Consider the following 22,722-nt stretch of genomic DNA (forward strand, 5'->3'; position numbering starts at 1 on the left):
CCCCGATGGCGGTGCCCGCCGTCCGCTACCGTTCGCTACCCCGGGGCCGGCATGGACATGGCGGAGCGACGAGGCGCGCCTCCGGCCGCCCCGGATCGCGTCCGCGCGCGTGCCGCTGCGGGCGGCACGCCGAAGGAGGGCGCATCGCGGCGCCTATTCCAGCCGGCACGCCTCGTCGAAGGAGAGGCGCGGCAGGCGCGGGGGCAGCGGCACCGACTTGTCGGCGTAGCCGAGATTGACGAGGAAGTTGCTCCGCCAGCCCGTGCCGGCGAGGAACAGCTCGTCCACCACCGCCCGGTCGAAGCCGCTCATCGGCCCGGCGTCGAGGCCGTGCGCCCGCGCGGCCAGGATCAGGTAGGCGCCCTGCAGGACGGCGTTGCGCGTCGCCGTGTCCTCGGCGAGCGCGGGATGGTCGGCGAACCAGTCGCGCGCGTCGGCCGCATGGGGGAAGAGGACCGGGAGCTTCTCGTAGAAGGCGAGATCGGCCGCGACGATCACCGTGACCGGCGCGGTCATGGTCTTCTCGACGTTGCCGGGCGAGAGCGCCTGCTTGAGCTTCGCCCTGCCCTCCGCGGTGCGGACGAAGACGAAGCGCCCGGGCGAGGAGTTGGCGCTCGTCGGCCCCCATTTCAGCGTGTCGTAGATCTCCTGCAGCACGCGGTCCGGAATGCGGCGCGGCGTCCAGCGGTAGTGGGTGCGCGCGGCGCGGAACAGCGTGTCCAGCGCGCTGTCCTCGATCGCGCCGGGGAGGTCGAGCATCGGCGGGGCCTCGTCACGGAATCGCCGACAGCGATAGCCCAGGCGGCGGCCGCGCCCAAGCCGTCCGCGACCGGCCGGGGGGCGGCCAGGCGAGGCCGCCGCGCTTGCGCTGGATCAAGCGCTCCGCGCCGATGGCGTGGCAACCTGTCAGCGAAAGCGGTCAGGATGCGGCGCCGCGGCACCCCGACCGCAGCCCTGGAGGACCCGATGTCGCTTCGCCGGCCGGTATCGCCGGACGGATCCGCAGCAGCGTTCCTCGATCGGCGCCGCCTGCTGCGCGCCGCGCTGGCCGCCGGCACCGTGGCGGCGGCGGGCGGCGCCCCGTCCCGCTCGCGCGCCGCAGCGGTCCGGACCCGGGCGCGGATCGTCATCGCGGGAGCCGGGGCGGCCGGGCTCGCGACCGCCGCGCGCCTCGCGGCGCGGCTGGACGGTGCCGAGATCACGCTGCTCGACCGGCGGCGCGAGCACCTCTACCAGCCCGGGCTCACCCTGGTCGCGGCGGGGCTCAAGCCGCCGGGCTACGTGCTCGGCGAGACCGCCGCCTTCGTCCCGCGCGGCGTGCGCTGGATCGAGGAGCGCGTGGCCGAGTTCGACCCGGTCGCGCGCAGGGTGGTCACCGACGCCGGCCGGTCCCTGCCCTACGACCACCTCGTCGTCGCGACCGGGCTGCAGCTCGACTACGCCGCGATCGCGGGCATGGACACGGCGCGCATCGGGCGGGACGGGCTCGGCTCCGTCTACGCCGGGCCGGAGGAGGCGGCGGCGACCTGGCGGGCGCTGTCGGCCTTCGCCGACCGCGGCGGCACCGCCCTGTTCGGCCGGCCCTCGACCGAGATGAAATGCGCCGGCGCGCCGCTGAAGCACACCTTCATCACCGACGACATCCTCCGCCGCCGCGGCAACCGCGGCAGAGCCGAGCTGATCTACAACGCGCACAGCGGCGCGCTGTTCGGCGTGCCCATCGTCTCCGAGCGCGTGCGCATGCTGTTCGAGGAGCGCGGCGTCCGCGTGAACTACCGGCACGAGCTGGAGGCGATCGACCTCGGCCGGCGCATCGCCACCTTCCGCACGCCCTCGGGGCCGGTCGAGATCGGCTACGACTTCATCACCGTGGTGCCGCCGATGCGCGCGCCCGAGGCGGTGCGCAACAGCCCGCTGCCCTGGCAGGACGGCCCCCTCGCCGCGGACGGCTGGGTCGAGGCGGACCGCGCGACGCTCCGCCACCCCCGCTTCCCGGAGGTCTTCGCGGTCGGCGACGTCGCCGGCGTGCCGAAGGGCAAGACGGCGGCGAGCGTGAAGTGGCAGGTGCCGGTCGCGGTGGACCACCTGGTCGCCGACATCGCCGGGACGCGGTCGGAGGCGGCCTACAATGGCTACACCTCCTGCCCGCTGATCACCCGCATCGGCCGCGCGATGCTCGTGGAGTTCGACTATCACGACAACCTGGTCCCGTCCTTTCCGGGGGTCGTCGCGCCGCTCGAGGAACTCTGGATCACCTGGGTGATGAAGGCGATCGCGCTGAAGCCGACCTACCTCGCCATGCTGCGCGGCCGGGCGTGAGCGAGGCGGCGCGGAGGCGGCGATGAAGGAGCTCGACCCCTGGGTGTTCCTCGCGGTGCTCCAGGAGATGCTGGGGCCGCTGCTGTGGGGTCTGCTCGCGCTCGCCGGGCTGGCGGCGATCGGTTTCCTGGCGGTGCTGGTGCGCGACCGGGGACGCCTGCGGGCGCGGCGGCTGGTCTGGGCCGAGGCGGCGGGCCTGCTCGGCGGCATCGCGGCGGTGCTGCTGACGCATGCCGTCACCGATTCCGGCTTCGCCGACATCGGCGGGCCGATCGACTGGGTGGTCCTGGCGGCCATCTTCCTGGCCGGCGGCTTCGGCACGACGATCGCGGCCTATGCCGTGTTCGGCCTGACGGGCCGGAACGACCGGCGGCACCGGATCGCCGGCGCCTGAGCGCGGCGGGCCGCCCCGCGGGACGCCCGCCGTCCCGCGGGGTCAGAACTCGACCTGCTCCACCGCCACCACCTCCGGCACGTAGTGGCGCAGCATGTTCTCGACGCCGTGCTTCAGCGTTGCGCGCGAGGAGGGGCAGCCGGCGCAGGCGCCCTGCATGTGCAGGCGCACGATGCCGTCGCGGTAGCCGCGGAAGATGATGTCGCCGCCGTCGCCGGCCACCGCCGGGCGGACGCGCGTGTCCAGCAGCTCCTTGATCTGCTCCACGACCTCGGCGTCGGCCGGGTCGAAATCCTCCTCGGCCTGGTCCTCCAGGCCCTCGAGCACCGGGGCGCCGGAGAGGAAGTGCTCCATGATGGCGCCGAGGACGCGCGGCTTCAGGCCCTGCCAGTCGGCCGCTCCGGCCTTGGTGACGGTGATGAAGTCGTCGCCGAGGAAGACGCGCGCCACGTCGCCGACGCGGAAGATGCGCTCGGCGAGCGGGGAACGGATGGCCGCCTCGGCGGGGTCGGTGAAGTCGGCGGTGCCGCGGCCGACGCCCATCACCTCCCGCCCCGGGAGGAACTTCAGCGTGGCGGGGTTCGGCGTGCTCTCGGTCTCGATGAACATGGCGCTCCTGGCCCTGGAGGTCCGGCTCGGGGAATACCCGACCGATGTGGTCCGTTTTGCCTCGCGCTGCAACCGGGTCGCTCCCCGGCCGGCTGCGGAGACGCGAGGCAGGGTGCGGCGCCTGCGGCCCGGGCGCGCCGGTCGCCGTGCGGGGCGGCCTGCGTCGCGGGCCCGCTGCCCGCCGCCGGCCCTGCGGGCCGCGCTTCGGGGGGTGCGCCGGCGCACGCGCCAGGCCTCCGGCATCGGGCCGATGCCGCAGGCCCGATCGGAGGCCTGCTCGGGGAGGTCCATCCCGCCATGCGCGTCCCGGTTGCCGTGCCCTCCCCCCGGCGCGGGGGGCGCGGCGGCGGGCACGCCCCCTACCGCGCCGCCGCCGGGCGTGACAGCTTCGACCCGGCGCACGAATGTCGCGCCGCCACGAGGGACCATGAAGCAATTCCTGCATGTCGGCTGCGGGCCGCGGCGCAAGGACGGAACGACGCCAGGCTTCGCCGGGCCGGAATGGGCGGAGGTGCGGCTCGACATCGACCCCGCCGTCGCGCCCGACATCGTCGCCTCCATGACCGACATGCGGGGGGTGGTGCCGGATGCCGCCTTCGACGCCCTGTTCTCCTCGCACAACCTCGAGCATCTCTACGCCCACGAGGTGCCTCTGGCACTGGCCGAGTTCCGTCGCGTGCTGCGGCCCGAGGGCTTCGCCGTCATCACCTGCCCCGACCTGCAGGCGGTGGCGCGCGCGATCGCCGAGGACCGGCTGACCGAGCCGCTCGGGCAATCGCCGGCCGGGCCGATCACGCCGCTCGACATGGTCTTCGGCTGGCGCCCGGCCCTCGCCGCCGGCAACCACTTCATGGCGCACCGCTGCGGCTTCACCTTCACCTTCCTCGGCCGACTGCTGCGCGCGGCGGGATTCGCCTCGGTGCTCGGGGCGAAGCCGCAGGGGCCCTTCAACCTCTGGGTGCTGGCCACCCCCGGGCCATGCGACGAGGCGACGCTGCGCCGACTGGCGCGCGCGTTCTTCTGGCGTCCCCCGCCGCGTCCGGCGGGCGCGGAGGCGCCGGCGGCGGACGGCACGCCGCCGACGTGACACGCGGCGACGCGGCGCTGCGACACTCCCCGTCGCCGCCGCGCCGGGGGATGATGCGCCCGGCGCCGGGCCGCCGGCGCCCGGACATGACCGGCCACCGAGGGAGGAGACATCATGCCGGACACCCCCACGCAGCGCGTCGCGATCGTCACCGGCGGAGCGAAGGGCATCGGCGGCGCCATGGTGCGCGGCCTGCTCGGCGCCGGCGCCGCGGTCGTCGCCGCCGACCGCGACGCGCCGGCGCTCGCCGCGCTCGCGGAGGGCCTCGACGCGGCGGCAGGCGAGCGGCTGCTGACCCACGCCGCCGACCTCACCGCGCCGGGCGCGGCGGAGGCGCTGGTGGAGGCGGCGCACGCCCGCTTCGGAAGGGTGGACATCCTGGTCAACAACGCCGGCATCGGCATGGGCATGATCCGGCCCGACAACTGGAAGAACCCGATCAAATTCTGGGAGGTGACGCCGGAGCAGTGGCGGCGCTTCCTCGAGGTCAACGCCACCATCGCCTTCCTCCTCTCGCGCCTGGTCGCGCCGGCGATGGCGCGGCAGGGCTTCGGGCGGATCGTCAACGTCACCACCAGCCTCGGCACCATGATGCGCGCGGGCAGCCCGACCTACGGCCCCTCCAAGGCGGCGTTCGAGGCGCTGGCGGCGATCATGGCGGCCGACCTCGGGGGCACCGGCGTCACCTGCAACGTGCTGGTGCCGGGCGGGGTGACGAACACCGCCATGGTGCCGCAGGAGGCGGGCTTCGACCGGGCGCGGATGTTCCAGCCGGAGATCATGGTGCCGCCGCTGCTCTGGCTCGTCTCCGACGCCGCCGCGGGGGTGACGGCGCGGCGCTTCCTCGCCGCCCACTGGGATCCCGCCCTGCCGCCCGGGCAGGCGGCGGAGCGGGCCGGCGCGCCGATCGCCTGGACGGCGCTCGCCGTGCTGCCGATCGTGCCGACCTGAGCGCCGCCCTCGGGATCGAAGAGGAGAGAAGCGATGTCCGTCCTGGAGACCGAGCGCCACGGCCAGGTGTTCGTGGTGCGCATGAACCGGCCGGAGCGGCTGAACGCGCTCAACCACGAGCTGCGCAGCCGGCTCGCCGAGGCCTGGACCGAGTTCCGCCGCGACGAGGGGCTGGAGGTGGCGATCTTCACCGGCGCCGGCCGCGCCTTCTGCGCCGGGGAGGACATGAAGGAATCGCTCGCCGACGGCGCGCCCGGCGGGCGGCGCCCGGAGATCGAGGACCCCTTCCTGTCCGGCGCGCTGGAGAAGCCGGTGATCGCCGCGATCAACGGCTACGCCATGGGCGGCGGCTTCATGCTGGTGGAGCGCACCGACCTGCGCGTCGCCGTGCGCGGCGCGGTGTTCGAGGTCTCGGAGGCGAAGCGCTGGCTGCTCGGCGGCTGGAACCACGGCCATCTCGCCAACCTGCCCTATCCGGTGGCGATGGAGATGGCGCTCGGCTTCCGCTTCACGGCGGAGCGCTTCCACGAGCTCGGCTTCCTCAACCGCCTCGTCGAGCCGGAGGCGCTGATCCCGACGGCGATGGAGATGGCGCAGCACCTGCTGGGCCTGCCGCCCGCCTCGCGCGTCAACACGGTGCACATGATGCGCCAGATGCGGCCGAAGCCGGCGCCGGCGTTCGAGCGCCTCGCCGCCCGGCTGCACGAGCACGGGGCGAAGAGCGACCTGATGGAGTCGCGCGCCGCCTTCGCCGAGAAGCGCGCGCCGCGGTTCAGGGGCTGGGACGACCCGCAGGACCGCTACCGGCTGCCGAGGTTGGAAGGGGGCTGAGGCCGGCGGCTCCCGCGGCGGGGCGGCGCCGGTCAGCCCAGCAGCGGACAGCCCGGCGGCATGCGCGCCTGCTTCCGCCCGATGATGTCGGCGGACATGCGCTCCAGGTAATAGGCGATCGTCTCCACGCGGATCTTCACCGAGCCCGCGGGCTTGGTCGAATCGAGGTCCTGGAAGGAGAAGTACAGCGTCCCCGATCGCTCCACGGTCTGCTGCACCGGCGTGTAGGTCGGCTGGTCCATGCCGCATTCGTAGCTGGTCAGCCGGATCACGCAGGTGATCCAGGGCGTCCGCGCGGCGAACTTCGCGCCCCACAGGATCTCGTTCGTGTTGGCGCTGTAGGAGGTGGGCCAGACGTCGGCGATGTCGAAGGGCGACCTGATCTCGCCCGCGCGGACCTGCTCGCCGAACAGCCAGTCCATCAGGTCCCCGTCCGTCGGCAGGTACTGCGACCAGAGGATCGGATAGCCGTGGGCCTGCAGGTCGGTCTCGATCTCGTGCCCGATCCCGGGGTCCATGTGGTAGGGCCGGGCGAGCACGAGGATGCAGGGGCGTCCCTCCCGGGCGCACCAGGCCAGGATCTCGCGCGACCTGCCGCGCAGCCGGTCGTTGAAGGCGGAGAGCGCCTGGTAGCCGGCGTCCACCGCCCGCTGCACCTCCTTCATCGGGAGGCCGGGCAGCATCTCCGCCAGGGCGGGGTGGAGCTGCTTCGCCACCAGGCGTGGGTCGCCGAGCGACACCAGCGGCGCCAGGTAGCGGATGCCCTGCTCGGCGAAGACGTCCTTCTCCCGGGTGAAGCCGGCGCGGATATTCTCTGGCGCCGCCATCACCCGCGGGCAGGCCAGCGAATCCGCGACGTGTCCGTGGAGCATGGATGGCAGCGAGTAGATCATCGGCGAGAACAGCACGTCGATCCTGCGCTTCTGCCCGAAGATCAGCTCGCCGTAGTGGCCCGACATGCACTTCACCGGGTAGCAGCAGTCCACCGTGCCGCGGCCGCGGCCGAACTCCCGCCCCTGCTCCTCGCTGGTGTCGGAGGAGAAGACGATGGAGCGCGCCTCGATCCCCAGCGCCTCGAACAGGCCGATCCAGAACTGGTGCGTGGACCAGATGTTGAGCGTGCGCGGGATGCCGATGCGGAGCCTAGGCCGTGGCCCTGGCGCGGCGGAAGGCTTCCTCCCGAACAAGCTCTCCAAGGTTTGGATGAACACGCCGCTGCTCCTCCATCCGGGCCTTCACCACCCGCATCTCGTTGGCGTCCTCGACCAGCCCCTTCGGGCAGGAGTTGCCGCTGATCACCCGTTCCCACCCCTCCTCCACCGGCACCTTGCTCCAGGGCCGGCCCTTGCCGCCGGGGAGCTGGACGTCGATGAATGTGCGCCGGCAGTTCACCGGACACCAGCGGCAGACCGTGTGCTCGTTGGTCGTGCTGCGGTGGGCGAGCGCCTCGATCGCCTCGAAGCCGCGGAACCGCGTGGGGCGGCCGTCGCGCCACGCCTCCAGCGCGCAGAGCGCGGCGCCGATCGCGCCCGCCTCCCCGGAGTAGGGGTGGATCATCACCTCCGCGTCCGGGACCTTCGCGGTGATGAAGTCCACCTGCGCCTTGACGACGGCGAGGTTGCGGTGCGTGCCGCCCTGCAGCACGAACCTCCGCCCGACCGCGCGCAGGTTCTGCAGCTGCCCCGCGTAGACCCAGACGTTCAGCGGCAGCACGGCGGCGAGCGAGGCCATGATCTCCTCGGACGACCAGCCCTTGCGCTGCTGGTTGACGATGTCGGACTGCAGGAACACGCCGCACCCCATGGCGAGCGTCGGCATCGACTTCGCCTCGAAGGCCCGCTCCGCGTAGCGCTCCAGCGGCACGCCGTAGCGGTCGGCGACGCCCTGCAGGAAGGCGCCGTTGCCGGAGGAGCACTGCGAGTTGAGCCGGAAGTCGGAGACGGTGCCCTGGCGCAGGATCATGACCTTCACGTCGGTCCCGCCGACGTCGCAGATCACGTCCGCGTCCGGGAAGAAGTGCAGCGCGGCCTTGGCGTGGGCCACGGTCTCCACCACGCCGACGTCGGCGCCGAGGATGTCCTTCAGCAGGTCCTTCCCGTAGCCGGTGAGGGCGAGGGCGCCGATGTCGCGGAAGCCGGCCTCGCGGATCTGGCGCAGCAGCGCCTGCGCGTCCTCGATCGGGTTGCCCCTCGACTGCACGTAGCAGGAGAAGAGCATCTCCTGCTCCGGCGAGATCACGACCGCCTTGGTGGTGGTGCTGCCGAAGTCGCAGCCGATCATCACCGGCCGGCCCGGGCGGACGCGCTCGGCCTCCGGCACCACGCGCATGGCGTGGGCGTTGCGCGGCCGGCCGTAGGTCTCGAGGAAGGCGGCGAGCTCCTGCCCGTCGCGGACCAGGCCGCGCGCGCCCTCCCTGGCCTTCTGCTCGTGCTGGCCGACCTCGATCCACCAGCGCAGCCGGTCGGTGCCGGCGTAGGTGGCGACGCCCTCCGGCTCCTTGCCGCCGATCTCGACGCAGCCGAGCGCCGCGTAGTAGAGCGCCTCCGCCGGCACCCGGATCAGGTCGGCCGCCGTCCTGCCCTCGGGCAGCGCGATGCGCCGCTGCTGCCACAGATTGCCGAGGTGGCGGCGCCACGCCTGCTGCAGGCCGGAGAAGAACAGGTTCGGGCCGCCGAGCAGCAGCACCTCCGGCAACGGCGTGTTGCCCTTCGTCAGGGTGGCGAGGTTCTGGTAGACCACCGCCTCGAACAGGCTGGCGATGATCTCCTCGACCGGCACGCCGCCCTTGACCAGGGTGTTGGCGTCGGTCTCGGCGAAGATCCCGCATTTCGAGCTGATCTTGTGCAGGCTCCGGCCCTCGTAGGGCATGCTGGCCAGCGCCTCGGCCGGGATCTGCAGCTTGCGCGCGGTCTTCTCGATGAAGGTGCCGGTGCCGCCGCTGCAGGCGGACTGCATGAAGACCTGCTTGCTCCGCCCGCCGCCGGCGGGGGTGAAGAAGATGGTCTTCATGTCCTCGCCGCCGATCTCGGAGACGAAGAGCACGTCGGGGTGCAGGCGCTCCACCGCCGCGGCGACGGCGACCACCTCCTGGATGAGCTTGCCGCCGACCAGCGGCGCGAGGAGGCCCGCGCCGGAGCCGGTGAAGAAGATGCGGTCGCGTCCCGGCTCGAGCCCGGCCTCCGCCTCCATCCGGCCGAGGAAGTCGAGCACCTTCTCGGCCTGGCGCGTGTTGTGCCGTTGGTAGTCCTGCCAGAGCACCGCGCCGTCGCGCACCACGACGGCCTTGACCGTCGTGGAGCCGACATCCATGCCGACGATCCTCATGCCCGCCCCCTCGCGGCCAGGTGCAGCACCAGGTTGGCCGCCGTTCCCGCCGCCCCGGCGTGGGGCACGCGGTAGGTGGCGCGCCGCATCTCCGGATGCGCTTCGAGCAGGGCGCGGGCCCGCTCGGTCGTCAGGCCGGTCCGCTCCAGCGCCTCCTCGTACTCCCGCTGCGCGCGCTTCTTCGCCTCGGTCAGGATCATCTGGCAGCGCGACAGGGCGTGCACCTCGGCGTCGCCCTTGATCTCGAGCGGCGCGTAGAGGAGGTCCGGGTGCTTGCCGAGCACCCCCGCCATGGCGCCGATGCTCATCGTGTTGGGCATGCAGGCGTAGGGCGAGAGCTCGCAGATCATGTGCGCGCGCCTGTTGAGGTGGGCCCACAGCGCCTTGCCCACCAGCATGTCGCCCTCGCCGCCGGACAGGCGGTGGTGGTAGTAGGGCGCGGCGAGGCGGCGCAGCTCGTACTGGTCCGGCAGCGCGTGCGGGATGCCGCCGAGCGCCGCGCGGAGGCGGTCGTAGGTCCAGCCGAACACGCGCTGCAGCGCCCGCACGGCGGCGATCTTCGCGCGGGCGGTGCGGTCCACGCCGACCTCGTCCTCGAAGCCCTGGACGTAGAACCGCATCCAGTAGTCGAGCCAGACCGCGATCGCGGCCGGGTAGACCTCGGCGCCCTCCGCCTCGAGCCAGCGGTGCATGTTGTGGTTGGGCTCGCCCTCCACCGTCTGGAGGTAGAACTCGCCGGTGATCTTCACGACCGGCCGGACGCGCAGGCGGTCCACCTCGATCGCCTCGAAGCGTCGGTACACCTCGCGCAGCGCCTCGACGAAGTACCCGGTGCCGAGGTGCCAGGCGAGCGACCCCCACTTGCCGTCGCGCTGCGGGCGGTTGCGGAACGCCTGCTCGAGGTGGTCCACGCACGCCGCGACGACGCGGTCGGTCTCGCCCGGCACCACCTCGTAGGGCCGGACCTGGTACTCCAGGCTCTGCAGCGCGTCCGCGCAGAGGATGGCCCAGAGGATGCCGAGCGTGAGCGGCATGTCCACCTTGAGCCCGCCGCCGGCGAGCGCGCCCTGGTCCATCCGGTCCTGCGCGACCAGGAAGAGGCGGAAGGCCTCCAAGCCGACGTTGCGCAGCGCGAGCTCGTAGCTCTGGTGGTACTGCCCGAAGCGGCAGGCCCCGCAGGAGCCGGCGGTGACGTAGACGTAGCGCCGCGCGGTCTCCTCCGCGCCGATGCGCGACGCCTCGGCGCGGAGGAAGTTGGCCAGGTTGCCGGTGGTGAAGCTGGTCGGGCAGCACTGCCCGACATCGGCGAGCTCGCGCCCCGCGAGCAGGTCCTCGCGCGTCGCGGTGGGCAGGATGCGCGCCCGGTGGCCGAGGTTCTCGAAGACCGCCTTGATCAGCCGCTCGGCGCGCCAGTGCAGCCCGCCGAACAGGATCTCGACCTGCCCGCGCTCCTCAGGCGTGAAGGGCGCCGGCCTGTAGGTGCGGTATGGCGAGGTCTGGTTCATCGCGGCCTCCACACGGTCCTCGGATTGCCTGCCTGTGCCGCGGCGCCGGCGGCGCCAGGATGCGCGCGCGGATCGCCTGGCGCCGGCGGCCGGGCGAGGAGAGTCGCGGCGGCCAGGCGCCATGCGCCGAAGACGGTGGGCCGCCCGATCGGCGGGGCGGGCCCGACGGGGGAACGGATCGGAGGGGAATGGGCGGGGAATGGGCGGGGATCATGGGGCCGGCGGAAGCCGGCCCGATGCATGCGCTGGCGCCGCGCCGGACCCTCACCGTCCGTCATGCCTCCTCCCCGGATGCCGATCGCGAGGGTGGCCCCTCTGCGTCCCGCGCATTATGACGGAGCGCGGCATCCGGTTCCCGGGGGGAACGGGCAGTTCCCGATTTCGTTTGAGGGGCGGTCGCGATCGGCATCGGGGCTGCGGCACCCGGGCGTCGGCGCCACGGCCGCGGCGGGGCTTCGGCCGCCGGCGGTGCCCGCGCCGGCCCGCGTCCGGCCGCCGCGTGCGGGGCTGCGCCCGCGTGCCTCGGCGGCGCGATCCGACCTTGGGTACGGGCTGTCTCTCCAGCAATACGGTCGGGTCGGCGGCCTGTCCCATCAGCTCGTCCGGCACGGCGGATCGTAACCAAGGGTGAATGATCGCGCCGGCCCCGCCAAGGGGCAGATCGGGCGGACCAGCGCGGACCAGGCCCGGCTGAACGGCCGAGAGGCGCAGGCCGGCGGCGTCGCGGCCTCGGCCCGCTCCCGCGCTCGTGATCGGCGCGGCGGCCCGCCCCGAGGAGGAAGGGCCGCGAATCGGCCGGGCCCGGGGGCGCGCGGCGCCGTCCAACGAGGGGCCTCCTCGCCGGGGGACGAGGGGCTGTGCGGGACGGCCGTGCTTCCGCTGCGGAAGCCGCGGGAACCGGCCAGGTCGCGCCGTGACGCGAGGCGCGGCCCGGCCGGCGGCGACCGGCTCTGTCCTCGCCCGGCGTGCGCCGCGCTCCGCCCTGCCGGCGCGAGGCAGGTCATTGCCGCGCCGGGGCGCACGGACTAGGGTCGGTGGACCCCTCAGTCGCCGTCCGGCAGGTCCCCGGAGATCGCGCGCCGGCCGCCCGCCGCGCGGATGCGAGGCCGGGGCGGCGCGACGCGGCGGAGGTCGGTCCCCAGGGCACGGCCCGCCCTGCGGACCCGAAAGCGAACAACGATCCCCGGCCAGGGCAGGAGGAGCAGCAGTGACCGACGACAATCCCGGCAACAAGTGGATCGGCAAGCGCACCATCCGGCCCGACGGCATGGACAAGGTCACGGGCCGCGCCGCCTACGCCGCCGACGCCACGATGCCCGGCATGATCTGGGGCAAGATCCTGCGCAGCCCGCATCCCCATGCCCGCATCAGGTCGATCAACACCGCCAAGGCCGAGGCGCTTCCCGGCGTGAAGGCGGTGATGACCGGCAAGGACCTGGTGGACTTCCCGGTCGAGACGCCGGTCCCGCTCGGGATCCAGGACATGCGGTGGATGGCGCGCAACGTGATGGCGCGCGACAAGGTCCTGTTCCCGGGGCACCCGGTGGCGGCCGTCGCCGCCACCTCGCAGAAGATCGCGGCCGAGGCCTGCAAGCTGATCGAGGTCGAGTACGAGGTCCTGCCCTGGGTGATCGACGTCGAGGACGCGATCAAGCCGGACGCGCCGATCCTGCACGACTTCATCCGGTTCGAGGGCAGGCCCTCCAACATCGCCGGCAAGCTCGAGCACAGGCTCGGCGACGTCGAGGCGGGCTTCGCCGAGGCCGACGTCGTCATCGAGCGCAGCTTCCGGACGAGGCCGGTCCACCAGGGCTACATCGAGCCGCACGCCTGCCTCGTCAGCGTCGCGCCCGACGGCAAGGCCACGATCTGGAGCTCGAGCCAGGGCCAGTTCATGGTCCGCGCCATGTGCGCCTACCTCACCGGCATCCCGCAGAGCGACATCCGCGCCATCCCGGCGGAGATCGGCGGAGGCTTCGGCGGCAAGACCATCATCTACCTCGAGCCGGTGGCGCTGGTGCTCGCGCGCAAGTCCGGCCGCCCGGTCAAGATGGTGATGACGCGCGAGGAGGTGTTCCGCGCCACGGGGCCGACCTCGGGCTCCTACAGCACGGTCCGGATCGGCGCGAAGAGGGACGGCCGGATCGTCGCCGCGAAGGGCACGTTCTACCTGCAGGCGGGCGCGTTCCCCGGCTCGCCGATCCGCGGGGCGGTCGGCTGCGCCTTCGCGCCCTACGACATCCCGAACGTGCACTCCCTCGGCTTCGACGTCGTCTCCAACCGGTCGAAGGTGGCGGCCTACCGCGCGCCGGGCGCGCCGATCGGGGCCTACGCGGTCGAGTGCGTGCTCGACGAGCTGGCCGAGGCCCTGAAGATGGACCCGCTCGAGCTCCGGCTGAGGAACGCGGCCAGGGAGGGCACGAAGGCCGCGCACGGCCCGACCTATCCCCGCATCGGCTACGAGGAGACGGTGCGGGCGGCGATGGAACATCCGCACTATCGGGCGCCGCTCGGCCCGAACCAGGGGCGGGGCGTCGCGAGCGGCTTCTGGTTCAACGCCGGCGGCGAGTCGAGCGCCCAGGTCAATATCACCGAGGACGGCAACGTCGTGGTGATCACGGGCCATCCCGACATCGGCGGCTCGCGCGCCTCGACGGCCAACATCACGGCCGAGCTGCTCGGCATCGACTACCGCAGGGTGAACGTGCTGATCGGCGACACCAGCACGATCGGCTACAGCAACCTCACCGGCGGCAGCCGCGTCACCTTCGCCTCCGCCATGGTGGTCACGCAGTCCACCGAGAAGGTGATCACGCAGCTCCGCGAGCGGGCGGCGAAGATCTGGGGCATCGACCCCGACGCCGTGAAGTGGGAGAACGGCGAGGCCCGCCCCGCCGGCGACAACGCGGGCAAGTTCCCGCCGCTCTCCCTCGCCGAGATCGCCGCCCGGGCGAGCCAGACGGGCGGACCGATCGGCGCCGGCGTCCAGCTCAACACCACCGGCGCCGAGGGCGGCTTCGGGACGCACATCTGCGATGTCGAGGTGGACCCGCAGACCGGGATCGTCCGCGTCGTGCGCTACACCGCGATCCAGGACGTCGGCCGGGCGATCCACCCGAGCTATGTCGAGGGCCAGATGCAGGGAGGCGCCGCGCAGGGCATCGGCTGGGCGCTCAGCGAGGAGTACATCTACGACCGGAACGGCAACGTCGACAACGCGGGCTTCCTCGACTACCGGATGCCCGTCTGCTCCGACCTGCCGATGATCGACACGGTCATCATCGAGGTGCCGAACCCGAAGCACCCGCAGGGCGTGCGCGGCGTCGGCGAGGTGCCGATCGTGCCGCCGCTCGCGGCGGTTGCGAACGCCGTGTACAACGCGACCGGCCGGCGCTTCTACAGCCTGCCGATGTCGCCGCCGCGGGTGCTGGCGGCGCTGGAGCCGGAGCCGATCGCTGCCTGAGGGATCGCCGCGCCTGGCCCGCGGCGGGAACGGCAAGGCCAGGCCGCCGCGATGGCCGCCCGCGGCGTGGGGGAGCGGCGCGCGGCGGCGCGGTCGTGATCGGTGACAACGCCCGCGTGCGCGACCCGCCGCCCGGCCTTCTTCCGGCTCGGCGCCGCGGCGCGTCGGGGTCTCGGCCGGCGCGACGGGACCGTGCGGTCGGGCGTCTTCGCGAGGCCGGTCCGCCGGCGCGCGGCGGCGGCCGGCAGGGGCTGACGGAAGCGGGCGATGCGATGACGACGGCGACCAACCTGACCTTCGGCTTCACCGAGGAGCAGCGGCTGATGCGCGAAAGCGTCCTCGGCCTGCTGCAGCGCGTGCTGCCGCCCGAGAAGATCCGCGCCCTCGACCGCGCCGGCGAGTTCCCGCACGAGGCCTACGCCGCCCTCGCCGGGGCGGGCTTCATGGCGCTGCCGTTCCATCCCGACTATGGCGGCACGGGCGGCAGCGCGAAGGACCTGGCGGTGCTGGTGGAGGCGATGGCCTACCATTACGCCTCCATCGCCACCGCCTACCTGACCACCACCATCTACGCGGGCCAGCACATCGCGCTGCACGGCTCGGAGGAACTGAAGCGCCGCTACCTGCCGCGCATCGCCGACGGCTCGGTGAGGATGGCCTTCGCGCTGACCGAGCCGGAAGCGGGCTCGGACGCCGCGGCGATCCGGCTGCGCGCCGAGAGGCGCGGCGACCGCTGGGTGCTGAACGGGCAGAAGCTCTACATCACCTGCGCCCATGTTGCCGACCACCTGGTCACGGTCGCCAAGACCGACCCCGAGGCCGGCGCGCGCGGCATCAGCATCTTCCTGGTGGACGCCAGGGCGCCCGGCGTCACGATCCGGCCGCTCGAGACGCTCGGCCGCCGCACGACGCGCGCGAACGAGGTGTTCTACCGCGACGTCGAGGTGGCCGCCGACCACATGATCGGCGAGGAGAACCGCGGCTGGCGCGGGCTGATGAAGTGCCTGAACCTGGAGCGGCTCTGCCTCGCCGCCGCGGCCGCCGGCAACATGCAGCACGTCATCGACTACGCCGCCGGCTACGCGCGGGAGCGCCGCCAGTTCGGCCGCCGCATCTCCTCCTTCCAGGCGATCGCGCACAAGTTCGCCGACATGCAGGCGATGGCCGAGACCACGCGGCTGCTGGTCTGGCGCGTGGCGGAGATGCTCGATGCCGGGCTCGATCCGGTGATGGAGACCTCGATCGCCAAGATGGTGGCGACCGAGAGCGACTTCCGCTGCGCCGACCTCGGCATGCAGATCATGGGCGGCGCCGGCTACACGATGGAGCACGACATGCAGCGCTTCTTCCGCGACAGCCGGATCGGCCCGATCGGCGGCGGCTCGAACGAGATCCAGCGCAACGTGATCGCGAAGCTGATGGGCCTGTAGGGCGCCGGACGGGCGCACGCAGGGAAGGGGAGGTGCCATGGGCGACATCATCCATCCGCGGGCGAGGCCTGCCGGCGCGGGCCGGCGAGCGCTCGTCGGGGCCGGCCTGGCGCTGGCGGCGGCGGCCGGGATTCGGACCGCCGCGGCCCAGGAGTGGCCGGCACGGCCCGTGCGCTTCATCGTGCCCTTCCCGACCGGCGGCACGACCGACGTCATAGGCCGCCTGATCACCGAGCATCTGCGCGGCGCCTTCGGCCAGCCCTTCGTCGTGGAGAACCGGCCTGGCGCCGGCGGCAATGTCGGCGTGGACGCCATCGCCAAGAGCGAGGCGGACGGATACACCATCGGCCTCGCCACCGTGGGGCCGCTTGCGATCAACGTCTCGCTGTTCTCGCGCCTGCCGTATGATCCGCGTCGCGACCTGCAGGGCATCACGCTCATCGCGCGCTCGCCCAACCTGCTCGTGGTCCCGTCGGCGTCGCCGGTCCGCACGCTGCAGGACCTGATCGCCGCGGCGAAGGCCAGGCCGGGCGGCCTGAACTACGGCTCGCCCGGCAACGGCACGACGGGCCATCTGTCCGGCGAGCTGCTGAAGACGCGTCTCGGGCTCGATATCCTCCACGTCCCCTTCGCCGGCAACGCCGCCGTGCATACCGCGCTGCTGCGCGGCGACGTGCAGTTCACCTTCGACAGCATGGCGACCGCCGTGCCGCAGGTGCGCGCGGGCGCCTTCCGCGCGCTGGCTGTGACGAGCCGCGAGCGCTGGCCGGCGCTGCCGGAGGTCCCGACGATGATCGAGGCTGGCGTCGCCGACTTCGAGATGGTGCCGTGGTTCTGCATCATCGGGCCCGCCCGCATGCCGCGGCCGGTGGTGGACCGGCTGAACGTCGAGATCCACAGGGCGCTGGCGAAGCCGGAGGTCGAGGCGCGGTTCATCGAGAGCTTCGGCATGCAGGTCGCGCTTTCGACGCCGGACGAGCTTTCCGACCTCATCGCCCGCGAGATCCCGCGCTGGCGCGAGGTGATCCAGGCCGCCGGCGCGCGCGTGGATTGACGCGGCCCGCGGGGGGGGGGGGAGGCGCCGAGGGGCCGCGTGCTCCGGCGCCTCGCGCGCGGCGGCGGCCGCCGCGGGCGGGCTCGCCCCTCGTCAGGGGGCCGCGCCGCGGCCGCGCGGCCATGCACCGGAGGTCGCGGGCGGTGGCGGCGAGGCGGGCCCTGCGGAATCCCCTCCCCCCTTGGAGAGCGCCGATCCGCGGCGTGCCGCGGGTCCGGGCGGTTCGGAAGCGCCGCTTCCGATGGGTGGGCGGACGGAGGCGCTTCCGCCGCGGGCGTCCGCGGAGCGCGACGGTCCTGGTCCCGGGACGTGATGCCCCGCCGCCCGGGTGCGGGTCCCCGCGAGGAGGGTTGGTGCCCGCGGTGCCGCTCGCCCTCCGCCGCGCATGTTGGCGCGCCGCGGCCCTCGCGCGGGCCGCCGACCGGGTTTCAGCCGCCGGACCGGTCCTCCGCCGGCGCCCGGCGCGCCAGGCCGCCGAACAGGTCGAGCATCCGCCCGCGCCAGCCATGCAGCGGGTCGTCGGGGGTGAGCAGCGGGAAGGCGCTGACGCAGCGCGCCCACTGGAAGCCGCCGAAGACGATGTAGTCGGCATAGGCCGGCCCGTCCGCGCCACCGAGCCAGGGCCGCTCGCGCAGCACCATCCGCACCGGGTGCATCGCCTGGCGGAACTGCCCGACCCGCTGCTCCCGGCCGGCGATGACCTCGGCGAGCGGCTTGCCGTAGCGCCGCTCGCGCGAGGCGACGAAATAGGCGCGGTCCTCCGGCCCCAGATGCGGCACGATGTCCGCCACCACCAGCCCGGCGATGCCCGGGATCTGCACCGCGTCCGCCCAGGTGTTGACGAAGCGCGCCAGTGCCCGGCCGCCGGGCCCGCCGAACAGCGAGGGGCGGTCGGGATAGGCGTCCTCGAGATACTCGGCGATGCGCCAGGAATCGGCCACCACCCGGTCGCCGTCGCGCAGCACCGGCACCCGGTCCTGGCCCGAGTCGGCGATCGCCGCCTTGTCGCTGAAGCGCCAGGGGAGGGTCTCGACCTCCAGCCCCTTGTGCGCCAGGGCGAGCTTCGCCCGCCAGCAGTAGGGGCTGAACCGCCGCGCGGGGTCCGCGCCGCAGAGGTCGTGCAGCAGCCGCCGCGGTGCCGCCATGCGGTTGTCCTTCCCTCGATGGGCTCGCGCGCCGTAATCTTCCACCGGACATTGAGAAAACCAAGGCATTCCGCGAACCGGCATGGCGGACCTGCTGCTCGCCCTCGACCAGGGCACCACCTCGACGCGCGCCATCCTCTTCGGCCCGGACCTCCTCCCGCGCGCCGTGGCGCAGCGGGAGCTGCCGCAGCACTACCCCGCCCCCGCCTGGGTCGAGCACGAGCCGGAGGACATCTGGTCGGCGAGCCTCGCCGTGCTGCGCGAGGCGCTGGAGCGCGGCGGGGCCGGGCCGCGTTCGGTCGCCGGCATCGGCATCACCAACCAGCGCGAGACCACGCTGGTCTGGGACCGCGCCACCGGCCGGGCGATCCACCGCGCCATCGTCTGGCAGGACCGCCGCACCGCCGGGGCCTGCGCCCGGCTGCGCGACGACGGCCAGGCCTCGGCGCTGATCGCCGAACGCACCGGGCTGCTGCCGGACCCCTACTTCTCCGCCACCAAGCTCGCCTGGATCCTCGACGGCGTCGCCGGGGCGCGGGCCGCGGCCGAGCGCGGCGACCTCTGCTTCGGCACGGTTGACAGCTTCCTGCTGTTCCGCCTGACGGGCGGGCGCGTGCATGCGACCGACGCCACCAACGCCGCGCGGACCATGCTGTTCGACATCCGCCGCGGCGCCTGGGACGAGGACCTGCTCCGCCTGTTCCGCGTCCCCGCCGCGATGCTGCCGGAGGTGCGCGACTGCGCCGCGGAGTTCGGCGCCACCGACCCCGCCCTGCTCGGCGGCGTCGCCGTGCCGGTCCGCGGCATGGCCGGCGACCAGCAGGCGGCGACCCTCGGCCAGGCGTGCTTCGCGCCGGGCATGGTGAAGGCGACCTACGGCACCGGCTGCTTCGCGCTGCTCAACACGGGGACGGCGCCGGTGGCCTCGCGCAACCGGCTGCTCACCACCATCGCCTGGCAGCTCGGGGGGCGGCGCACCTACGCGCTGGAGGGCGCGATCTTCGTCGCCGGCGCGGCGGTGCAGTGGCTGCGCGACGGCCTCGGCCTCATCGCCGAGGCGCGCGAGGCGGGGGCGCTGGCGGCGCGGGCCGATCCCCGGCAGGCGGTGTATCTGGTCCCCGCCTTCGCCGGCCTCGGCGCGCCCTGGTGGGACGCCGAGGCGCGCGGCGCCCTGTTCGGCCTGACGCGCGGCACCGGCCGCGCCGAGATCGCCCGCGCCGCGCTGGAGAGCGTCGCCTACCAGACCGCCGACCTGCTCGCGGCGATGGAGGCGGATCTCGCCGCCATGCCCGGCGCGGTGCCCGCAGCGCCCGGGCAGGGGCGGGTGCTGCGCGTGGACGGCGGCATGGTCGCCTCCGACTGGACCATGCAGTTCCTCGCCGACCTGCTCGGCGCCCCGGTGGACCGCCCGACGGTGCTGGAGACGACGGCGCTCGGCGCCGCCTATCTCGCCGGCCTGCAGGCCGGGCTGCGCGCCGGGCCCGACGCGGCGGCGGAGACCCACTGGCGGCGCGACCGCCGCTTCCTTCCCGCCATGGCGCGGGAGGAGGCGGAGCGCCGGCTGGCCGGCTGGCGCGACGCGGTGCGCCGGACCCTCAGCACGCCGCCGTCGTGCCAGTCGGCGCCCGCGGGGGAGCGGGCCGGGTGATGGCGCAGGTGGCGATGGACCCGCCCCGCCCGGCTTCGCGGCGGCGCATGGAGGCGGCCGAGCGGCAGGTCGGGGTGCTCGGCGTGTTCGGCGCCTTCTGCTTCCTGGCGGTCGCGATCTACGTCGATCTGCTCGGCCGCGTCGGCCTCGACACCGCCTTGCAGGAATCGTTGCGGATGGCCGCGGAATGGGCGGACCCGTTCCGCGACCACTGGGTGGAGCAGGCGGCGCGCGACCTGGCGCCGGCCGGCGGACCGACCATCCTCGGGCTGGTCGTCGCGGTGGCCACCGCGCACGTCGTGCTCAGCCGCGGCTGGGGCGCCGCGACGCTGGTGCTGGCGGCGCTCGCGGGCGGGCTGCTGGCGGGAGCCGTCCTCAAGATCGGCTTCGGCAGGCCCGGCAGCCTCCTCACGCCGCAATGGCTGCAGATGTTCGGCGCCAGCTTCCCGAGCGCCGGCGCCCTCGCCTCGGCGATCGTCTATCCCACCCTGGGCGCAGTGCTCGCCGTCATCTACCGCAGCCGCCTGGTCGGCGCCTTCCTGATCGCCTGTGCCCTGCTGGCGACGGTGCTGGTCGGACTCAGCCGCGCTCTCCTGCACATCCATTTGCCGACCGACGTGCTCGCCGGCTGGTCCGCGGGACTCGCCTGGGCCTCGCTGTGCTGGATCGTGATCCGGCGCACCCGCAACTGGGGCCGGCTGTACTGAACGCGCCACGGCGGCGCGGCGCCGCGCCTCTCAGGAGGGGGCGGCACGGCGGTGCGGCGCCGGGCGCAGGGCGGCCGGGCGCAGCGGGAAGTCGAGCGTCACCATGGTTCCCGCGCCGGTCTCCACGCGCAGCTCGCCGCCGAGCTGGCGGGCGAGGGCGCGGACGAGCTGGTTGCCGAGGCCGCGCCGGTCCGCCGCGCGGTCGAGCCCGCCGCCGACGCCGTCGTCGCGCACCGAGAGCCGCGCCCGCTCCCCCTCCGCGGTCAGCGTCACCTCCAGCCGGCCGTGGCGCCCTCCCGGGAAGGCATAGGCGAGCGCGTTGGTCACCGCCTCGGTGATCACCAGCGCCAGCGGCACGGCCTGGTCCGAGGAGATGCGGAGCGACGGCGCCCGCACCGCCAGCGCGATGCGATCGCCGGGACGCTCGCCGGAGGCCTGGAAGATCTGACCCGCCAGCTCCTCGATGAAGGCGCCGAGGTCGATCGCCTCGTGGTCCGGATGCATGTAGAGGTGGCGGTGCAGCGTCGCGAGCGCGCGCACGCGGTCGCGCGCCGCCTCGAATTCGGCGCGCGCGGCGGGTTCGGCGATGCGCGCGCCCTGCAGGTTCAGCAGCGAGCTGACGATCTGCAGGTTGTTCTTCACCCGGTGGTGCACCTCGGCCATCAGCAGCTCGCTGCGCTCGAGCGCCGCGCGCAGTTCCGCCTCCTGGGCGGCGAGGCGCTCGGCGGCGTGCTCGAATCCGGCGGCGAGGTCGCGCACCTCGTCGGGCCAGTGGCGGTCCCGCTCGCCGTCGAGCAGCACGGGCCGCGGGCCGGCGGCGCCGCGCCAGCGCGGCAGCGTCTCCCGGAGCTGCTCGAGCGGGCGCACCACCCAGGCGCCGATGCCGAAGGCGAGGGCCGCGGTGTTCGCCAGGAACAGGAGCGACAGCTCGAGGAATCGCCGCCGCGCCTCGCGCCGCGCCGCGCGCAGCGGTTCGAGGCTGGGCTCCGCCAGGATGAGCGTCAGGCCGGGGGCGAGCCGGGCGACGGCGACCAGGACCGGCGTCCCGCCCGCGGTCGCGAGCGCGACCGGGGGGGCGCCGGGGGAGGCGGCATCGAGCCAGCCCGCCGGCGGCGGCGCCGCCGAGGCGACCGCGGTGAGCGGCACCGGGGGCGCGAAGACCATCTCGGCCGCATCGGCGTTCGCCAGCCAGACGAGATGCGAGGGGGCGTCGGTGCTCGCCGCATGCACATCGGCGGCGAAGCGCGTCAGCGGCAGCGCCGCGACCAGGGCGCCGCCGCCCGGCACGGCCCGCGTCGCCCCGCCGGCGGGCCCGAGCGGCACGGCGACCGCCACCGCCGCGCCCTCCGGCGCGTTCGGCGAGGGAAGCAGGTCGACGATCCCGCCTGCGGCGGGGGTTGCCGCGCGCAGGGCCCACATCAGCGAGGCGAAGGGCCAGTCCGCCGCCGCGTCGGGCGGCGACACGCAGAGCGGCGTGCCGTCCCCGGCGAGCAGCGCGTGCATCGCCGCGCCGTTCCGCGCCTCGGGCCGCGGCATCTCCGCCGGCGGCGCGAGGGCGGCGAGGATGGCGGCGCAGGCGGCCTCGCCGCCGCGCGCGAGCAGCGCCTCCTGCGGCATCAGCGCCGCGGCGCCCATGAGCCGCTGCTCTACCGCCTCGATCCGCGCCTCGATCCGCGCCGCGATCAGGTCCCGCGCCATCGCGACGCGGCGGCGGAGGCTGTGCTCGGCCTCCTGGAACGCGCCCTCGGCGTTGAGCAGGGCGGCGAGCAGGGCGCCGGGCAGCGCGCAGGCAAGCAGGAGGGCGAGCAGGCGGCCGCGGATGGTGCGCGGCGAGCAGGCATTGGCGATCCGGCGGCCGATGCCGCGCCAGGGCGGCGCGGCGCGTTCCCGCGACTCAGCCACCACGGCGCCGGGTGCGGTCTTCCTCGATCAGCCGCAGCCACTCGGCCGGGATGTCCTCGTCCTTGTAGCGGTCGAACATCTGGTGGAGGCTGCGGCTGAGCCAGATGTCGAATGCCGTCTCGGCTACCGCCTTTCCGCCCGCGGAGCCGTCCAGCCGCGAGGGCCGCGGGGTCGCGCCCATGGGACCGGCCGTCGCGCCGGGGGCACCGGAAGCCGGCCGCTTCTGCTGCTGCCTGGCATGCCGGCCACCGTGCCTTCCGCCGCCTCGCCGCGCCGGGTCGCCCATTTCCTCCGGCTCGCCCATCGCCGCTCTCGTCCGGAACGGCACGAGCGGCCAACCGAGGGATTCGCCG

18 protein-coding genes are annotated in these 22,722 nt (G+C 74.1%); 10 read left to right on the forward strand and 8 right to left on the reverse strand.

All coding sequences use genetic code 11. The features are described 5' to 3' along the window. Window positions 1-153: 153 nt before the first annotated feature. Window positions 154-759 carry a malonic semialdehyde reductase gene (locus IEX99_RS12985; protein ID WP_188900901.1) on the reverse strand — a complete coding sequence of 202 codons (606 nt, stop codon included), beginning with the start codon at window positions 757-759 and terminating at the stop codon, window positions 154-156. A gap of 207 nt (window positions 760-966) precedes the next feature. On the opposite strand from IEX99_RS12985, the gene IEX99_RS12990 reads away from it, so the two are divergent. Then, window positions 967-2,319 carry an NAD(P)/FAD-dependent oxidoreductase gene (locus tag IEX99_RS12990; protein WP_188900903.1) on the forward strand — a complete coding sequence of 451 codons (1,353 nt, stop codon included), beginning with the start codon at window positions 967-969 and terminating at the stop codon, window positions 2,317-2,319. Between the two features lie 22 nt (window positions 2,320-2,341). Continuing rightward, window positions 2,342-2,713 carry a DUF5368 family protein gene (locus IEX99_RS12995; RefSeq protein WP_188900905.1) on the forward strand — a complete coding sequence of 124 codons (372 nt, stop codon included), beginning with the start codon at window positions 2,342-2,344 and terminating at the stop codon, window positions 2,711-2,713. Window positions 2,714-2,755: 42 nt separating this feature from the next. On the opposite strand, the gene IEX99_RS13000 is transcribed toward IEX99_RS12995, so the two are convergent. Then, window positions 2,756-3,322 carry a NifU family protein gene (locus tag IEX99_RS13000; RefSeq protein WP_188900907.1) on the reverse strand — a complete coding sequence of 189 codons (567 nt, stop codon included), beginning with the start codon at window positions 3,320-3,322 and terminating at the stop codon, window positions 2,756-2,758. Between the two features lie 427 nt (window positions 3,323-3,749). Between IEX99_RS13000 and IEX99_RS13005 the strand changes: the two genes are divergently transcribed. The 3 genes from IEX99_RS13005 (at window position 3,750) to IEX99_RS13015 (ending at window position 6,191) form a co-directional block, all read left to right on the forward strand. Beyond that, the gene (locus IEX99_RS13005) at window positions 3,750-4,409 is read left to right on the forward strand and encodes a class I SAM-dependent methyltransferase (protein WP_188900909.1); all 660 of its coding nucleotides are present in this window, start codon (window positions 3,750-3,752) and stop codon (window positions 4,407-4,409) included. Window positions 4,410-4,523: 114 nt separating this feature from the next. Then, window positions 4,524-5,360 (forward strand): SDR family NAD(P)-dependent oxidoreductase, encoded by an 837-nt coding sequence (locus tag IEX99_RS13010; RefSeq protein ID WP_188900911.1) that lies wholly within the window; start codon window positions 4,524-4,526, stop codon window positions 5,358-5,360. Window positions 5,361-5,393: 33 nt separating this feature from the next. After that, on the forward strand, window positions 5,394-6,191 hold the full coding sequence (locus tag IEX99_RS13015; protein ID WP_188900913.1) for an enoyl-CoA hydratase/isomerase family protein: 798 nt from the start codon (window positions 5,394-5,396) through the stop codon (window positions 6,189-6,191). Window positions 6,192-6,223: 32 nt separating this feature from the next. Here the strand turns inward: IEX99_RS13015 and IEX99_RS13020 are convergent, their stop codons facing one another. From IEX99_RS13020 to IEX99_RS13030, 3 genes are read right to left on the reverse strand one after another with little or no spacing between them, the layout of a single operon-like run. Continuing rightward, entirely contained in the window at window positions 6,224-7,402 is a 1,179-nt protein-coding gene (locus IEX99_RS13020) for an acyl-CoA dehydratase activase-related protein (RefSeq protein WP_188900915.1), read from the reverse strand. After that, the gene (locus IEX99_RS13025) at window positions 7,335-9,500 is read right to left on the reverse strand and encodes a BadF/BadG/BcrA/BcrD ATPase family protein (RefSeq protein ID WP_229678002.1); all 2,166 of its coding nucleotides are present in this window, start codon (window positions 9,498-9,500) and stop codon (window positions 7,335-7,337) included. Before IEX99_RS13025 ends, IEX99_RS13020 begins: the two co-directional genes overlap by 68 nt. 11 nt (window positions 9,501-9,511) lie before the next feature. Beyond that, complete coding sequence (locus IEX99_RS13030) at window positions 9,512-11,020, reverse strand: hypothetical protein (protein WP_188900919.1); 1,509 nt, start codon at window positions 11,018-11,020, stop codon at window positions 9,512-9,514. A gap of 1,207 nt (window positions 11,021-12,227) precedes the next feature. Here IEX99_RS13030 and IEX99_RS13035 point away from each other — a divergent pair. The 3 genes from IEX99_RS13035 to IEX99_RS13045 all read left to right on the forward strand — a co-directional run bounded on the left by IEX99_RS13035 (window position 12,228) and on the right by IEX99_RS13045 (window position 16,967). Next, window positions 12,228-14,483 (forward strand): xanthine dehydrogenase family protein molybdopterin-binding subunit, encoded by a 2,256-nt coding sequence (locus IEX99_RS13035; RefSeq protein ID WP_229678003.1) that lies wholly within the window; start codon window positions 12,228-12,230, stop codon window positions 14,481-14,483. Between the two features lie 272 nt (window positions 14,484-14,755). Further along, the gene (locus IEX99_RS13040) at window positions 14,756-15,913 is read left to right on the forward strand and encodes an acyl-CoA dehydrogenase family protein (RefSeq protein ID WP_188900921.1); all 1,158 of its coding nucleotides are present in this window, start codon (window positions 14,756-14,758) and stop codon (window positions 15,911-15,913) included. A gap of 37 nt (window positions 15,914-15,950) precedes the next feature. Then, window positions 15,951-16,967, forward strand: coding sequence for a Bug family tripartite tricarboxylate transporter substrate binding protein (locus IEX99_RS13045; RefSeq protein ID WP_188900923.1), 1,017 nt, complete (start codon window positions 15,951-15,953; stop codon window positions 16,965-16,967). Between the two features lie 428 nt (window positions 16,968-17,395). On the opposite strand, the gene IEX99_RS13050 is transcribed toward IEX99_RS13045, so the two are convergent. Continuing rightward, window positions 17,396-18,112 (reverse strand): glutathione S-transferase family protein, encoded by a 717-nt coding sequence (locus IEX99_RS13050; protein WP_188900925.1) that lies wholly within the window; start codon window positions 18,110-18,112, stop codon window positions 17,396-17,398. A gap of 82 nt (window positions 18,113-18,194) precedes the next feature. On the opposite strand from IEX99_RS13050, the gene glpK reads away from it, so the two are divergent. Together glpK and IEX99_RS13060 are read left to right on the forward strand one after the other, a co-directional pair. Then, window positions 18,195-19,760, forward strand: a complete 1,566-nt coding sequence (gene glpK / locus IEX99_RS13055) for a glycerol kinase GlpK (protein WP_188900927.1) — start codon at window positions 18,195-18,197, stop codon at window positions 19,758-19,760. Continuing rightward, on the forward strand, window positions 19,760-20,467 hold the full coding sequence (locus IEX99_RS13060) for a phosphatase PAP2 family protein (RefSeq protein ID WP_188900929.1): 708 nt from the start codon (window positions 19,760-19,762) through the stop codon (window positions 20,465-20,467). The genes glpK and IEX99_RS13060 overlap by 1 nt, the downstream gene beginning before the upstream one ends. A 30-nt stretch (window positions 20,468-20,497) precedes the next feature. On the opposite strand, the gene IEX99_RS13065 is transcribed toward IEX99_RS13060, so the two are convergent. Together IEX99_RS13065 and IEX99_RS22510 are read right to left on the reverse strand one after the other, a co-directional pair. After that, window positions 20,498-22,369: a sensor histidine kinase gene (locus IEX99_RS13065; protein ID WP_188900931.1), complete on the reverse strand. Its 1,872-nt coding sequence runs from the start codon at window positions 22,367-22,369 to the stop codon at window positions 20,498-20,500. Beyond that, window positions 22,362-22,673, reverse strand: coding sequence for a hypothetical protein (locus IEX99_RS22510; RefSeq protein WP_229678004.1), 312 nt, complete (start codon window positions 22,671-22,673; stop codon window positions 22,362-22,364). Before IEX99_RS22510 ends, IEX99_RS13065 begins: the two co-directional genes overlap by 8 nt. Window positions 22,674-22,722 lie beyond the last annotated feature (49 nt).

Origin of the sequence: Caldovatus sediminis (genome assembly GCF_014644455.1) — a bacterium.
Lineage (GTDB): Bacteria > Pseudomonadota > Alphaproteobacteria > Acetobacterales > Acetobacteraceae > Caldovatus > Caldovatus sediminis.

Excerpts from the sequence above, each read along its gene's own strand:
- IEX99_RS12985 (WP_188900901.1), bottom strand. The coding sequence starts at position 759 with ATGCTCGACCTCCCCGGCGCGATCGAGGACAGCGCGCTGGACACGCTG.
- IEX99_RS12990 (WP_188900903.1), top strand. The coding sequence starts at position 967 with ATGTCGCTTCGCCGGCCGGTATCGCCGGACGGATCCGCAGCAGCGTTC.
- IEX99_RS12995 (WP_188900905.1), top strand. The coding sequence starts at position 2,342 with ATGAAGGAGCTCGACCCCTGGGTGTTCCTCGCGGTGCTCCAGGAGATG.
- IEX99_RS13000 (WP_188900907.1), bottom strand. The coding sequence starts at position 3,322 with ATGTTCATCGAGACCGAGAGCACGCCGAACCCCGCCACGCTGAAGTTC.
- IEX99_RS13005 (WP_188900909.1), top strand. The coding sequence starts at position 3,750 with ATGAAGCAATTCCTGCATGTCGGCTGCGGGCCGCGGCGCAAGGACGGA.
- IEX99_RS13010 (WP_188900911.1), top strand. The coding sequence starts at position 4,524 with ATGCCGGACACCCCCACGCAGCGCGTCGCGATCGTCACCGGCGGAGCG.
- IEX99_RS13015 (WP_188900913.1), top strand. The coding sequence starts at position 5,394 with ATGTCCGTCCTGGAGACCGAGCGCCACGGCCAGGTGTTCGTGGTGCGC.
- IEX99_RS13025 (WP_229678002.1), bottom strand. The coding sequence starts at position 9,500 with ATGGATGTCGGCTCCACGACGGTCAAGGCCGTCGTGGTGCGCGACGGC.
- IEX99_RS13030 (WP_188900919.1), bottom strand. The coding sequence starts at position 11,020 with ATGAACCAGACCTCGCCATACCGCACCTACAGGCCGGCGCCCTTCACG.
- IEX99_RS13040 (WP_188900921.1), top strand. The coding sequence starts at position 14,756 with ATGACGACGGCGACCAACCTGACCTTCGGCTTCACCGAGGAGCAGCGG.
- IEX99_RS13045 (WP_188900923.1), top strand. The coding sequence starts at position 15,951 with ATGGGCGACATCATCCATCCGCGGGCGAGGCCTGCCGGCGCGGGCCGG.
- IEX99_RS13050 (WP_188900925.1), bottom strand. The coding sequence starts at position 18,112 with ATGGCGGCACCGCGGCGGCTGCTGCACGACCTCTGCGGCGCGGACCCC.
- glpK (WP_188900927.1), top strand. The coding sequence starts at position 18,195 with ATGGCGGACCTGCTGCTCGCCCTCGACCAGGGCACCACCTCGACGCGC.
- IEX99_RS13060 (WP_188900929.1), top strand. The coding sequence starts at position 19,760 with ATGGCGCAGGTGGCGATGGACCCGCCCCGCCCGGCTTCGCGGCGGCGC.
- IEX99_RS22510 (WP_229678004.1), bottom strand. The coding sequence starts at position 22,673 with ATGGGCGAGCCGGAGGAAATGGGCGACCCGGCGCGGCGAGGCGGCGGA.